Annotated in this window: 14 protein-coding genes; all 14 read left to right on the top strand. The window is 54.4% G+C overall.

The features are described 5' to 3' along the window. The first annotated feature begins 2 nt into the window (after positions 1-2). A complete protein-coding gene (locus CFA77_RS07095; RefSeq protein WP_206992863.1) occupies positions 3-266 on the top strand; it encodes an Lrp/AsnC family transcriptional regulator in 264 nt (87 codons plus the stop codon). Beyond that, a complete protein-coding gene (locus CFA77_RS07100) occupies positions 263-1,057 on the top strand; it encodes a 2-keto-4-pentenoate hydratase (protein WP_206992864.1) in 795 nt (264 codons plus the stop codon). Before CFA77_RS07095 ends, CFA77_RS07100 begins: the two co-directional genes overlap by 4 nt. Beyond that, positions 1,051-2,004, top strand: a complete 954-nt coding sequence (locus tag CFA77_RS07105; protein WP_305798375.1) for an acetaldehyde dehydrogenase (acetylating) — start codon at positions 1,051-1,053, stop codon at positions 2,002-2,004. Before CFA77_RS07100 ends, CFA77_RS07105 begins: the two co-directional genes overlap by 7 nt. Further along, a complete protein-coding gene (dmpG, locus tag CFA77_RS07110) occupies positions 1,994-3,037 on the top strand; it encodes a 4-hydroxy-2-oxovalerate aldolase (RefSeq protein WP_206992866.1) in 1,044 nt (347 codons plus the stop codon). The genes CFA77_RS07105 and dmpG overlap by 11 nt, the downstream gene beginning before the upstream one ends. Next, the gene (locus CFA77_RS07115; RefSeq protein ID WP_206992867.1) at positions 3,034-4,320 is read left to right on the top strand and encodes an NAD(P)/FAD-dependent oxidoreductase; all 1,287 of its coding nucleotides are present in this window, start codon (positions 3,034-3,036) and stop codon (positions 4,318-4,320) included. Before dmpG ends, CFA77_RS07115 begins: the two co-directional genes overlap by 4 nt. A gap of 25 nt (positions 4,321-4,345) precedes the next feature. Beyond that, a complete protein-coding gene (locus tag CFA77_RS07120; protein WP_206992868.1) occupies positions 4,346-5,083 on the top strand; it encodes an SDR family NAD(P)-dependent oxidoreductase in 738 nt (245 codons plus the stop codon). Position 5,084: 1 nt separating this feature from the next. Next, a complete protein-coding gene (locus tag CFA77_RS07125) occupies positions 5,085-5,549 on the top strand; it encodes a MarR family winged helix-turn-helix transcriptional regulator (RefSeq protein WP_206992869.1) in 465 nt (154 codons plus the stop codon). After that, entirely contained in the window at positions 5,546-6,370 is an 825-nt protein-coding gene (locus tag CFA77_RS07130; protein ID WP_206992870.1) for an enoyl-CoA hydratase family protein, read from the top strand. The genes CFA77_RS07125 and CFA77_RS07130 overlap by 4 nt, the downstream gene beginning before the upstream one ends. A 4-nt stretch (positions 6,371-6,374) precedes the next feature. Then, positions 6,375-7,580 (top strand): acyl-CoA dehydrogenase family protein, encoded by a 1,206-nt coding sequence (locus tag CFA77_RS07135; protein WP_206992871.1) that lies wholly within the window; start codon positions 6,375-6,377, stop codon positions 7,578-7,580. A 1-nt stretch (position 7,581) separates the two neighbouring features. Continuing rightward, a complete protein-coding gene (locus CFA77_RS07140) occupies positions 7,582-8,013 on the top strand; it encodes a thioesterase family protein (RefSeq protein ID WP_206992872.1) in 432 nt (143 codons plus the stop codon). Next, positions 8,006-8,407, top strand: a complete 402-nt coding sequence (locus CFA77_RS07145; RefSeq protein WP_206992873.1) for a RidA family protein — start codon at positions 8,006-8,008, stop codon at positions 8,405-8,407. Before CFA77_RS07140 ends, CFA77_RS07145 begins: the two co-directional genes overlap by 8 nt. Continuing rightward, on the top strand, positions 8,400-9,605 hold the full coding sequence (locus tag CFA77_RS07150; RefSeq protein ID WP_242517513.1) for an acyl-CoA dehydrogenase: 1,206 nt from the start codon (positions 8,400-8,402) through the stop codon (positions 9,603-9,605). The genes CFA77_RS07145 and CFA77_RS07150 overlap by 8 nt, the downstream gene beginning before the upstream one ends. Positions 9,606-9,635: 30 nt before the next feature. Further along, positions 9,636-12,002, top strand: coding sequence for a tRNA-dihydrouridine synthase (locus CFA77_RS07155; RefSeq protein ID WP_206992874.1), 2,367 nt, complete (start codon positions 9,636-9,638; stop codon positions 12,000-12,002). Between the two features lie 153 nt (positions 12,003-12,155). Beyond that, positions 12,156-13,496, top strand: a complete 1,341-nt coding sequence (locus tag CFA77_RS07160) for a hypothetical protein (protein ID WP_206992875.1) — start codon at positions 12,156-12,158, stop codon at positions 13,494-13,496. Positions 13,497-13,586 lie beyond the last annotated feature (90 nt).

A 13,586-nucleotide genomic window follows, 5' to 3' on the forward strand; every position in this document is an offset into this window, starting at 1 on the left:
ACATGTCAGACATATGCGTATTCGTTTTCGTCAAAGTCGATAGCCGGACCTCAGAGGATGTTGGCGATGACATAAAAGACAGTGTCGAGGAAGTCCGGGACATCTATTCCATTATGGGCGATCACGATTTGATGGTGAAGATCGTCAGCAAAGATTTTCAGTTCATCCAGAAAGTTGTGAATGACAAGATCCGGCCGATTGAAGGCGTTGCATCGACTTCCAGTGTGCTCGGCTATCAGATCTATGGAAAGAACTGGGTTTTATGAGCGCGCCAGAATCCCTGTTACAGTCAACCGCGATGGCGCTTCGCAACGCCTATGGTGGCTTAACACTCGCGCCGCTGCGCGGGGTTGTAGAGCCGACCGATGAGGCGGGCGCCTATGCGATTCAAGATATCAATACGCGATTTTGGATGACCAATGGTCGGAAACTTGTAGGGCGGAAAATTGGACTGACCGCCCCGGCTGTTCAATCGCAGCTTGGCGTCGACCAGCCTGATTTCGGGGCGCTGTTCGAGGATATGCAAATTGCCAATGGCGGCCTGCTTGATCCGGGCAAGTGCATTCAGCCGAAAGCTGAAGCAGAGATCGCGATCGTGCTCGCCAAAGATATCCCCACGGCCGCGCCGGGACTGGATGAGATTGCCGCGGCAACCGAATATGCCATTCCGGCTATCGAGATAGTCGACAGCCGTATTGACGATTGGAAAATTACGTTCGCGGACACGGTGGCTGACAATGGCTCTTCAGGCTTCTACGTCTTGGGCGACGCCCGAAAACCGCTTGATAATCTGGACCTCTATTCGTGCGGCATGGTCTTGGAGGTGAACCAGTCTGTCGCTTCCATTGGCGCCGGGGCGGCCTGCCTTGGGCATCCTTTCAACGCCGTTGCCTGGCTTGCTTCCGCGCTTGCAAGGCGAGGCGAATTTTTAAAAGCTGGAGACCTGATCCTGACAGGCGCGCTGGGTCCGATGGTGACGCTAACGCCCGGCGATCAAATTCAAGTCAAAATTGGCGGCCTCGGCGAGGTGGGCTTCAACTATGGTGAAAAATCGTGAGTAAAATCAAAGTCGCTATAATTGGGTCTGGCAATATCGGCACGGATTTAATGATCAAGATCAAGCGCCGTTCAGAGATTCTTGAAGTCGCTGCCATGGTTGGGATTGATCCAGACTCCGACGGGCTTGCCCGTGCAAAGCGCATGGGCGTCGAAACGACACATGCGGGTCTTGCGGGGCTGACCAAGCTCCCGATTTGGAGCGACATTCGGATCCTGTTTGATGCAACCTCTGCTGGCGCACATAAACGCCATAATGAGATTGTCCAAAAAGCAGGAAAGCTCATGGTGGACCTTACACCGGCGGCAATCGGCCCTTACGTCGTTCCCGTCGTAAATGGCGAGGCCTATATTGATGCGCAGAACGTCAATATGGTGACCTGCGGCGGTCAGGCCACGATACCAATTGTGGCGGCGGTCTCTTCAGTGGCTGATGTTCACTATGCAGAAATCGTTGCCTCAATCGCTTCAAAATCCGCAGGACCTGGTACGCGAGCCAATATCGACGAGTTTACTGAAACCACCTCAGCGGGCATTGAACGCGTTGGCGGAGCGGCCAAAGGGAAAGCCATTATCGTTCTCAATCCGGCTGAACCGCCGATGATCATGCGTGATACAGTGTTCACGTTATCGAGCGGCGCAGAGCCCGAACAGATCGAAGCCGCGATTGAAGCGATGGTTGAAAAAGTGAAAGCCTATGTGCCTGGCTATCGTCTGAAACAGAAAGTTCAGTTTGAACGCTTTGGGTCCAATAGTCCGCTACGCATCCCGGGCCATGGTACCTTTGAAGGCCTGAAGACAAGTGTGTTCCTGGAGGTTGAGGGGGCAGCTCATTACCTGCCAGCCTATGCTGGCAACCTCGACATCATGACTTCAGCCGGATTGGCGACGGCGGAAAAAATGGCCGCTCGGCAGTTTTATCGTAAACAGGTGTCGCATGACTTTTGATCCAACCAAATCAAAGCTTTATATTCAGGACGTCACCCTTCGCGATGGCATGCATGCCATCCGACATCAATACGGCCTTGAGGATGTTCGAGCAATTGCCCGGGCGCTTGATCGTGCCGGTGTGGACGCCATCGAAATTGCTCATGGCGACGGTTTGAACGGGTCGAGTTTCAACTATGGGTTTGGGGCGCAAACCGACTGGGCCTGGATCGAAGCGGCTGCTGACGGGGTTGAAAGGGCAGTGCTGACAACATTGCTTTTGCCGGGCATCGGGACGGTTGAAGATCTCAAACAAGCTCATGCCCTTGGCGTGCGCTCTGTGCGTGTCGCCACGCATTGTACCGAAGCCGACGTGTCCAAACAGCATATCGGCGTCGCGCGTGACCTGGGTATGGATACAGTCGGCTTCTTGATGATGTCACACATGATTGAACCTGACGCCTTGGCCCAACAAGCCAAGCGAATGGAAGATTACGGAGCAACATGTGTTTATGTTACTGACTCAGGCGGCGCACTTGACATGGATGGCATTAGAGCCCGCCTCGAAGCTTATGAACGGATCTTGAAGCCTGAGACAGAGCGCGGCGTTCATGCCCACCATAATTTATCATTGGGGGTCGCAAATTCTCTTGTTGCAGTTCAGGCAGGGGCGCGCCGCGTCGATGCATCTTTAGCGGGCATGGGAGCCGGCGCGGGAAACGCCCCTTTGGAGGTTTTTATTGCCGCGGCGGACCGCAAAGGCTGGCTTCACGGCACAGATCTTTATGCCTTGATGGACGCAGCCGACGATCTGGTGCGCCCGCTGCAAGATCGTCCGGTGCAAGTTGATCGCGAGACGCTCTCGCTGGGCTATGCGGGCGTTTACTCTTCTTTCCTGCGGCATTCTGAAAAAGCGTCCAAAGACTACGGTATCGATACGCGTGAGATCCTGGTCGAGCTTGGCCGGCGCCGGATGGTTGGCGGCCAAGAGGATATGATCGTTGATGTGGCGCTGGACCTGACACGGGACAAAGCGCGTGAGGCGGCAAAATGAGCGATGGTTCTGCGCGGCGCATCGTGATTGTCGGGGGCGGGCAAGCCGCGGTGCAAGCCTGTCAATCGCTTCGAAGTTTCGGATTTGGCGGTGATATTACACTGATCAGTGAAGAGCCCGATCTTCCTTATCAGCGCCCGCCACTGTCCAAGGCCTGTCTCAAAGGTGAGATGGCCACAGATCGATTGCAGTTGAAGCCTGAAAAATGGTTTCGGGATAATCATGTTGATTTGAAACGCGAGACGCGGGTGACGCAAATCAGCCGTGGACCTCGAACGGTTCATTTGAACAACGGGGAAGTCGTTAGCTACGATGCCCTGATTTTAGCGACTGGCGCACGGGCCCGGCGCTTGTCTATCCCCGGTGAGGGTTTGGGCGGCGTCCTTTACGTGCGCACCCGCGAAGATGTCGACCGACTGCGCGCCGCGCTTGGCGGAATTAAAAAAGTCGTTCTTATCGGCGGGGGGTATATCGGGCTGGAAACCGCAGCGTCCTGTCGATCTCTTGGTCATGATGTTACAGTACTCGAAGCGGCGAAACGGGTGTTGGCGCGCGTTACACATCCCGAACTTAGCGGGTTTTTTCAGGCCCAACATACCGCGCGCGGCGTTGATATACGCACGGATACCAAAGTTTCTGAAATCCTTGAAAAAGACGGTATGGCGTGCGGCGTAAGAACGACAGACGGCACGGTGTTTGAGGCGGATATTGTTATTATCGGGGCCGGTGCTGATCCCAACACGGACCTGGCGACAGCCGCCCGGCTTCAATGTGAAAGAGGCATTCTTGTTGGCGGCGATGCGCGCACCAGCGACCCCCGTATCTTTGCGATTGGTGACTGCGCGAGCCGGCCTTTGGAACTTTGTGCTCGTCAGGTCCAACTGGAAAGCGTTCACAACGCCATTGAGCAAGCCAAGCAAGCTGCAAGCGTTTTGTGTGGAATGCCTCGCCCAAAGTACGAGTGCCCATGGTTTTGGTCAGATCAATTTGACTTGAAACTTCAGATTGCTGGGCTTTCGGCGGATTTCGACGACGTCGTCGTCAAGACCGATGGCGACAAGAGCTTTACTGTTTTCTATTTTCAACGCGGCGATTTGATTGCGGTGGATGCGGTAAACGCGGCTTCCAATTTCCTTTTCACAAAAAGGGCATTGGAGATCGGTGCGCGGGTTCGCATCGCTACGATCGCTGACGAGAAGTTCGATTTTCGCTCAGCGCTGTTAAACTTGCGGCCAGCAATTACACCAAGAGACATTTTAGACCTAAATCATATTGACCACTGATTAGTTTTAGGGCTAAACTAATCATATGGAGCAACGATCTCAAAAACGTGCATTGATTACCGGTGGCGGGACGGGGATCGGGCTTGCGATAGCCAGGTCGCTCGGCGCCAATGGTTATGAAGTGTTTGTTGCTGGACGGCGCTTGGAGATATTAGAAGCAAGCGGTTTTAACCCTATTCAAATGGATGTGACCGACCGCGCCTCCATTGATGAAGCGGTTGAAGTCTGTGGGCAAATTGATGTGTTCGTCGCAAATGCGGGCCGGGCCGATACGGCGCCAGCTCTAAAGCTGACCGCGGCCACATGGGACGATATGATCGCGGTCAATCTGACCAGTGTTTTTCACTGCGCTCAGAGTGTCTTGCCCCAGATGAAAATGCGCGGGCACGGACGTTTTATTGCCGTGGCCTCAACTGCGGCTTTGAAGGGCTATCGGTACACTGCGGCCTATGCAGCGGCGAAGCATGGCGTGCTCGGTTTTATTCGTTGCCTCGCGCTGGAATTAGCGAATTCGGGGGTGACTGCCAACGCTGTTTGCCCCGGCTTTACGGACACGCCCCTGATCGATGATGCGCTGAGCAATATCGAGAAGAAAACAGGTGCGAGCCGCGAAGAAGCGCTTCAGCAGATCGTGGTGGCCAATCCGCAATCTCGGCTAATTGCGCCGGAAGAGGTAGCCGCCGCCGTCGCATGGATTGCGAGCGATGCGGCCGCCGCAGTTAATGGACAAGCGATTGCGATAGACGGAGGAGAAACAGCGTAGGATGAGCCGACAACGAGATGTTCTGAAAACCTGGCTTGGGATGCTGGAGGTCACCGAGGCGATAAAAAAGCGCCTAGATATGCAGCTTCGCGCACAATTTGGCGTTTCGCTGTCAGGGTTTGATATACTAGCAGCCTTGCACGCTGGCGACCCTAAAGGCTTACGGGCTGGCGTGCTCTCTCAAAAACTCCGTGTTTCTGATGGAGCGACAACGCAACTTGTCGCAACCTTAGAGAAAACCGGTCTCATCGCGAGAGCCAAAGATGAAAACGATGGACGCGTTGTCCTTGTTAGAATTTCTGAGCAGGGCCTGACCCTGTTTGAAGACATGGCGCGCGCGCACCATGCCTGGCTTCTGGAGGCGTTTGCGGCGCTGAAGCTCAAAGACCTCAATCAAATTGTATCTTTAATTGGAACTATCGATCCGCACGCCCTCATTGCAACGAAAATTACGGAGTCTGTGTGACCCATCCCGTTTCTTATCCCGAAGACTACAAACCAGAGCACTTCAACTGGTCGTTTGAAGATGGCATTGGCGAAATCACGCTGGCGCGTCCAGATCGCAAAAATCCCCTGACTTTCGCGTCTTATGCCGAATTACGCGACCTATTCAGAGCGCTCGTTTATGCCAAATCTGTCCATGTGATCGTGTTTGGAAGCAATGAAGGGAATTTTTGTTCGGGCGGGGACGTACATGACATTATTGGTCCGCTGACCAAAATGAATATGTCCGAGCTATTGGATTTCACCCGCATGACAGGTGATCTGGTCAAGGCCATGCGCGGTTGCCCGCAGCCTATCATCGCCGCGATTGACGGGGTTAGCGTTGGCGCTGGCGCGATCATTTCCATGGCGAGCGATATTCGCTATGCGAGCCCGGAGGCGAAAACAGCATTCCTGTTCAATCGTGTTGGCCTGGCCGGTTGCGATATGGGTGCATGCGCTATGCTGCCCCGCATTATTGGCCAAGGACGGGCAAGCGAATTGCTGTTTTTTGGTCGATCCATGTCAGCGCTAGAGGGCGCCGATTGGGGGTTTTTCAATGCAGTCATCCCGGCCGATGAGCTGCACGCGCATGCCATGGCGCAAGCTAAACGGTTGCGGCAAGGCCCCACTTTCGCAAATGGGATCACCAAGAACCAACTCAACATGGAATGGGATATGTCGCTCGATACGGCCATTGAGGCAGAGGCGCAGGCGCAGGCGCTTTGTATGCAAACCGAAGACTTCAAACGCGCCTACACCGCGTTTGCCGCGCGAACCAAACCCGTATTTGAGGGAGACTAGAACCGTGTCGGATAAAAGCTTTCTCGATTGGCCTTTCCTGGAGGATCACCATCGTGATCTGGCCGTCAGGCTTGATCATTGGGCGATAGAAAATTTGCCCGCAATTATTGACCGGCCGGGCGCCCGTGATGATCTGGATGGCACCTGCCGCGCGCTGGTTAAAGCGTTGGGGCAGGGCGGATGGCTACGATATTGCGTGCCAGGGGCGTATGGCGGCGCGCTTGAAACGCTTGATGTGCGCGCTTTGGCGATTATCCGCGAAACGCTGGCACGGCATGCGAGCCTGGCTGATTTTTCGTTTGCAATGCAGGGCCTCGGCTCCGGTGCGATCAGCACATTTGGGAGCGATGCGCTTAAAGCGAAGTATTTGCCGGCTGTTGCGGCTGGCCACAAGATCGCGGCGTTCGCGCTTTCCGAAGTTGATGCCGGATCAGATGCGGCTGCGATGACAACACGGTTGGAGGCATGCTCTGATGGGTGGAAAGTCACCGGAGAGAAAACCTGGATTTCGAATGGCGGGCTTGCGGATTTCTATTGTGTATTCGCGCGCACCGAAGAGGGGTCCAAAGGGGTTTCCGCGGTTGTTATGGACGCCGACACAGATGGGTTTGAAGTGCGTGAACGTATTGATGTGATGGCGCCGCATCCGCTGGGGCGACTGGGATTTAATAATGCCGTTGTGCCGCACGACAATTTGATCGGGTTACCCGGGCAGGGTTTCAAGATCGCCCTGTCCACGCTCGACATTTTCCGAACGACAGTTGGTGCGGCAGCGCTTGGCTTCGCACGCCGCGCACTCGATGAGGCGGCGAACCGGGCTCTGTCGCGGAAAATGTTCGGCGCGATGCTCGCCGACCAACCGATTGCCCAAGCTCAGCTTGCCGAAATGGCACTCGACGTGGATGCATCAGCATTACTGATCTATCGATCAGCCTGGACCAAGGACGTCAAAAAGCAACGTGTAACGCGCGAAGCCGCGATGGCGAAGCTGTTTGCGACCGATCAGGCGCAGGTCACAATCGATAAGGCAGTCCAGCTCTTTGGCGGGCTTGGCGTACAGGTTGGCGTTAAAGTCGAAGAACTTTACCGAGAAATCCGGGCGCTTCGTATTTATGAAGGCGCCTCGGATGTTCAGAAGATCGTGATCGCTCGGGAAGTGCTGAAAGAAGCAGCTATATCCAGGCCATACCCGGATTTGGGGACGGTCTGAGATGTCGATTTTCCGCACGCGCCGAAAAGTAGAATGGGCCGACGCCGATGTGGCCGGAATTATTTTTTATCCACGTTATTTTGAGATGCTCAACTCAGTTATCGATGAGTGGTTTGAGGTTGAACTGGGCGCGAGTTTTGCCGGACTGATCAGCGACCATAATGTCGGCTCTCCGATGGGTGAGGTCCAGACCCGTTTTAGCGGGGCCTGCATGCTCGGCGATGTGATCGAATTTGAGCTTGAAGTTGCACAAATCTCGGACAGGACGGTCACGCTGGATGTTGCTTCGAAAGTTGATGGCGCGCTGAAAATCCGCACCCGCGCGACCCATATCTGTGCGCGGCGCGATATTTCGAAAGCCGCGCACTGGCCGTTGCACGTGCGCGAGAAGCTGTCCCGTCACTCAATTGGGGGGAGGACTGCGCATGCGTAAACTTCTGCAACCTGAAGGCTGGGTCCGGCCCAAGGGCTATTCAAATGGTGTCGCCGCCAGTGGACGAATGGTGTTCACCGCTGGTGTGGTGGGTTGGAACAATGACGAGGTGTTTGAGCGATCAGACTTTCTGGGTCAGTTCGATCAGACGCTGGCGAACACAGTCGCCATCCTTGCTGAGGGCGGCGCGAAACCGGAGGATATTGTCAGAATGACCGCCTATCTCACCGACAAGGCTGAATACCTGTCCAACCTGCCGACAGTTGGCAAGATTTGGCTAGACCGGCTTGGGCATGTCTTTCCAGCAGTCGCTTTTGTCGAGGTAAAGAGCCTGATGGAAGATGCGGCTCTGATCGAAATTGAAACCACAGCTATGGTGCCTGAAAATGCCTGATACTCTAATGATTGCCCCCAAGACCGAGACAGCGAGCTTTAACTGGGAAGACCCTTTGAACCTGGTTCATCATCTCAGCGAAGATGAAAACATGATCATGCAAACGGCGCGCGCCTATTGCCAGGATCGTTTGCTGCCGCGCGTTCTAAGTGCGAACCGCGAGGAGCGGTTTGACCGCGAGATCATGACTGAACTTGGCGAACTCGGCCTCCTCGGCGCAACCATTGACGGGTACGGATGTGCCGGCGTGAACTATGTGAGCTACGGGTTGATCGCGCGTGAAGTTGAACGCGTGGATAGCGGATATCGCTCTGCCATGAGCGTTCAGTCATCACTCGTCATGCATCCCATTTTTGCCTATGGCAGCGAAGATCAGCGCGAGAAGTATTTGCCCAAACTCGCAACCGGTGAATGGGTGGGATGTTTCGGACTTACCGAACCAGATGCGGGTTCGGACCCAGGCTCCATGCGTACCCGCGCCAAAGCGGTTGATGGCGGTTATATCCTGAATGGCGCAAAAATATGGATCACAAACTCACCGATTGCAGACATATTTGTGGTCTGGGCGAAGACCGATGATGGGGTCATTCGGGGGTTCATTCTTGAAAAGGGAATGAAGGGATTAACTGCCCCGAAAATTGAAGGGAAGTTCTCTCTGCGCGCATCGATTACCGGCGAAATCGTCATCGATGATGTGTTTGTGCCGGAGGGTAATCTGTTGCCCAATGTGCAGGGCATTAAAGGCCCTTTCGGATGCCTGAATTCAGCCCGGTTTGGCATTGCGTGGGGCGCATTGGGCGCTGCGGAGTTTTGCTGGCATGCGGCCCGGCAATATACGCTTGACCGGATCCAATTCGGGCGCCCGCTCGCGGCAACGCAGCTGATCCAGCGCAAACTCGCCGATATGCAAACAGAGATTACGATCGGACTTTCAGCCTGCTTGCAAGCGGGGCGAGAATGGGATTCCGGAACGCTCAACCCGACCGCCATTTCGCTGATCAAAAGAAATAGCTGCGGCAAAGCTTTGGACATTGCACGCGCCGCCCGGGATATGCACGGCGGGAATGGAATTTCTGATGAGTATCATGTCATCCGGCACGTCATGAACCTGGAAGCGGTTAATACATATGAAGGCACGCACGATGTGCACGCCCTCATTCTTGGGCGTGCGCAAACCGGCTTGCAAGCATTTCAATAGGCCAACCAAACCAAACAAAGGAGCTGCGTAATGAAAATCACGGTTATTGGCGGTGGCCCTGGCGGTCTCTATTTCGCGCTGCTGACGAAGAAGCGCCTACCGCACTGCGAAATAGACATTTATGAGCAGAACAAAGCGGATGACACGTTTGGGTTCGGCGTGGTGTTTTCCGATGAAACGCTGGACGAGTTTTTTGAGGCGGACCCTGAATCGTATGAACTCATCCGCGATCATTTCGCCTATTGGAGCGATATCGTAATCTCAAAAGGTACCGATCGCACGATCATAAGCGGGAATGGGTTTGCTGGATGTTCGCGAAAAACCCTTTTGCAGCTTCTCACAAAGCGATGTGAACAGGTTGGCGTCAAGTTGCATTTCGAAGCGATCATTCCTCCAGAGGATGTCGAAGTCCGGTTCTCCGACAGTGATCTGATCGTGGTCGCGAACGGAATTGGCAGCCAAATACGCGACATACGCGCAGCCGATTTCGGTATGCACAGCGAACTTCGCCCGAACTACTTTACCTGGCTCGGGTCCACCAAGCCGCTTGATGCTTTCACCTTCTTTTTCAAAGAAACAGAGCACGGACACTTTTGCGCGCATTCCTACCAATATGAAGAGGGCCGCTCGACATGGGTCGTTGAGGCAACTCCAGATGCCTGGAACGGTTCGGGCTGCGAAAACATGGACGAAGAAGCGTCTGCCAGATTCCTTGAGAGCGTTTTCGCTGACGAATTGGAGGGGCACGGATTTATTACGAACAGGTCGATTTGGAGAAATTTCCCGGTCATCACCTGCGAGAATTGGACGTCTGGCAAACTGGTTCTGCTGGGGGACGTTAAGGCGACGGCCCACTGGTCAATCGGTTCCGGGACAAAACTCGCCATGGAATGTGCGATTTCCTTGTCAGACCACGTTGTTGCTTCTTCAGATAATCTCACCGCGGCAACAGCTGCCTATGAGGCGGACCGAAGGACACCTGTCGAGATCACTCAGCACAATGCCGCGGTATCTTTGAAATGGTTCGAAGATATGGGCATGCATTGGAAAAAGGCACCGTTCGAGTTTGCCTTCTCGATGATGTCGAGGGCAAAGTCTCTGACCTGGGACAATATAAAGCTTCGAGACCCTGCCTTTATGGAGAAAGTGGAGGCCGAATTTTATCAACGCTACGAAGCCCAGACAGGTCGGGACGTCGCTTCTGACCGTCCTACGCCTATGTTCACGCCGTTTGATTTGCGTGGCATGACGGTGCCCAATCGGGTGGTAATGGCCCCCATGGCGCAATACTGCGCCGACGATGGCAATATGACCGACTGGCATAAAGCCCATTATCTGGCACGTGCGATGGGGGGGACCGGCCTGATCTTTACGGAGATGACCTGTCCAACGCCCGACGCGCGCATCACATCTGGATGCACCGGCCTATGGTCAGACGCACAGGAAAATGATTTCACTGAACTGGTCGAGCAAATACATCTCACGGGGGCTAAAATCGCCCTTCAGATCGGTCATGCTGGAAGAAAAGGGGCTACGAAAACGCCTAAAGGCGGGATGGACATGCCCATGGATGCTGGCGACTGGCCGATCTATTCGGCGTCTCCAATTGCTTACATGGAAGGTGTTTCTCAAGTCCCGATAGAGCTTGACCGAACCGCGATGGATAAAGTGATTGAGAGTTTTGTCTTATCGACCGAACGTGCCGCGCGGGCCGGGTTCGACATGCTTGAACTGCATTGCGCACATGGATACTTGCTCGCAAGCTTTCTTTCGCCTTTGACCAATATCCGAGAAGATGCGTTTGGCGGTGATGCCCTGTCCCGCGCAAGATTTCCAATCGAGGTCTTCCAAGCGATGCGTAAAGTCTGGCCCGATAAGCGGCCAATGTCGGTCCGCCTCTCCTGTAGTGATTGGGCACCGGACGGTCTAACTCTCAGCGACCTGGCAGTCATCGCCAACGCGTTCAAGGAGGCAGGAGTAGATATTATCCATTGCAGCTCAGGTGAGACTGTACGTTGGCAAAAGCCCGTATGGGGGCGGATGTGGCAAACGCCATTTGCGGAGTTTGTTAAGCAATCGGTCAATATCCCGACAATCGCGGTTGGTGATATCACTTCGCCAGAGCAGATTAACATGATCCTTGCGGCCAGCCGGGCAGATCTCTGCGCACTTGCCCGACCGCACTTAAACAATCCGTTCTTCACCCGTCAGGCCGCCGCGCATTATGGCGTGACAGGTGTACAGGGACAGAGATTTGACTGGCCCGATCAACTTCGGTCTGGGGAATATCAGTTGTATCGCGAAGCTGAAAAAGCCAACGAGAAGGCGCTTGATCTCGCGTTGAAGGCACGCCCAAATCGTCGCCATTACAAGGTCGCAGACGCCATCTCCGCTTGAGGATACCGACTTATGTGGAAACCGCCCCAGCGCATTCGACACAGGACCAACCCAGCGGGGTGGCCAACCTCCAACGAAGCTTCTCAGGCAGGCTTGTTTTCGCCTTTTCGCTATGGGCGTATGCAGCATAATGACCGAACATGGGTGCCGGCAATGGTGCCATGGCGCGCCACTGAAGGCGGCGAAGTCAGCCAGGATGTTATTGACTGGTATACTCGCTTTGCCGAAGGCAAACCGGGCGCAATCGTGGTTGAAGCGACTGGAATACAGGATGTTCCGTCCGGGCCGTTGCTCCGGATTGGGCATGATCGTTTTCTGCCCGGTCTGAAGGCGTTGACGCAAGCTGTGAAGGTCGCGAGCGAGGGACACACGCGACTTTACATTCAATTGATTGATTTTCTTCAGATCAAGCGCCGTCCGTCAGCGGACACCTTCATCGATAGATTTCTTCCCATATCCGATGAGCTTCGCAACCGCCTCGGCGCGCTCGGAAAGGACGATGAGCAAGTTAAAGCCCAGCTAAAACAGTTGAGCGTTGATGAGTTGGAAGTGTTGCTCACCCCGCGCGATTTTGAAAGCATGACAAGAGGGTTCCGAGAGCGGGTTACAGACACCCATTTACCCCATATCGCCGAACTACCGGAGCGTTTGCCACCCTTGTTCGCGCAGGCGGCCTTGCGAGCTGAAGAAGCGGGATTTGATGGCGTGGAACTGCACTATGCCCACGCCTACACAATGGCTTCGTTTCTCTCTGCGCTGAACACACGGTCAGATGGATTTGGGGGTAGTAGAGCAAACCGTGTGAGGCTTCCAATCAACGTGTTCGAGGCGGTTCGTTCAGCTGTCTCTGACCAGTTCATCGTGGGATGTCGAATGTTGTCTGACGAATGTATAACTGATGGATCCGGGCAAGAAGACGCGCGCTGGTTTGCGCAAGAGTTCGCGCGCGCGGGGATGGATTTCATATCGTTATCAAGAGGCGGCAAGTTTGAAGACGCAAAGGAACCGAAAGTCGGAGAAGCGATTTATCCGTATACGGGTCAGAGCGGATATGAGTGCATGCCTCAGATCATTTCGGATGAAGCTGGCCCGTTTGGCCGAAATGAAGCAGCCTCAATAAGCCTAAGATCACACCTGCGGGGCCTCGAGCTGGAAACACCAATTATTGTTGCCGGCGGTATTCACAGCTTCGAACAGGCTGAACGCATTCTAAAGCAGGAGATCGGCGATTTTGCCGCGCTTGCACGTCAGGCGCTGGCCGATCCCGACTGGTTCGAGAAAGTTCGATCTGGCAAGGGTAGCCAAGTTCGGATTTGTGAATATACCAACTATTGTGAAGGCCTGGATCAGAAGCACAAAATGGTCACTTGCCAACTCTGGGATCGCGAAGATTTGGAAACTGACTCACTGCGATTAACGCCGGATGGAAAACGACGAACGACAGCGCCCAAGTGGGTAAGCAATTCTGCTCAAGCATCCGGACAAAAGACATGACCGAACCTGATGCAGTGAGGGTGCTGTCATGTGTGGACGACCCCGTTTCTGCAAGCACAAAGTTTGAGCGAATGATAATCTGAGGGATGC

Origin of the sequence: Hyphomonas sp. KY3 (assembly GCF_017309975.1) — a bacterium.
GTDB lineage: Bacteria > Pseudomonadota > Alphaproteobacteria > Caulobacterales > Hyphomonadaceae > Hyphomonas.

What these genes read in the sequence shown, in the direction of transcription:
- CFA77_RS07095 (WP_206992863.1), top strand. Translation starts at nt 3, where the DNA reads ATGTCAGACATATGCGTATTCGTTTTCGTCAAAGTCGATAGCCGGACC.
- CFA77_RS07100 (WP_206992864.1), top strand. Translation starts at nt 263, where the DNA reads ATGAGCGCGCCAGAATCCCTGTTACAGTCAACCGCGATGGCGCTTCGC.
- dmpG (WP_206992866.1), top strand. Translation starts at nt 1,994, where the DNA reads ATGACTTTTGATCCAACCAAATCAAAGCTTTATATTCAGGACGTCACC.
- CFA77_RS07115 (WP_206992867.1), top strand. Translation starts at nt 3,034, where the DNA reads ATGAGCGATGGTTCTGCGCGGCGCATCGTGATTGTCGGGGGCGGGCAA.
- CFA77_RS07120 (WP_206992868.1), top strand. Translation starts at nt 4,346, where the DNA reads ATGGAGCAACGATCTCAAAAACGTGCATTGATTACCGGTGGCGGGACG.
- CFA77_RS07125 (WP_206992869.1), top strand. Translation starts at nt 5,085, where the DNA reads ATGAGCCGACAACGAGATGTTCTGAAAACCTGGCTTGGGATGCTGGAG.
- CFA77_RS07140 (WP_206992872.1), top strand. Translation starts at nt 7,582, where the DNA reads ATGTCGATTTTCCGCACGCGCCGAAAAGTAGAATGGGCCGACGCCGAT.
- CFA77_RS07145 (WP_206992873.1), top strand. Translation starts at nt 8,006, where the DNA reads ATGCGTAAACTTCTGCAACCTGAAGGCTGGGTCCGGCCCAAGGGCTAT.
- CFA77_RS07150 (WP_242517513.1), top strand. Translation starts at nt 8,400, where the DNA reads ATGCCTGATACTCTAATGATTGCCCCCAAGACCGAGACAGCGAGCTTT.
- CFA77_RS07155 (WP_206992874.1), top strand. Translation starts at nt 9,636, where the DNA reads ATGAAAATCACGGTTATTGGCGGTGGCCCTGGCGGTCTCTATTTCGCG.
- CFA77_RS07160 (WP_206992875.1), top strand. Translation starts at nt 12,156, where the DNA reads ATGGTGCCATGGCGCGCCACTGAAGGCGGCGAAGTCAGCCAGGATGTT.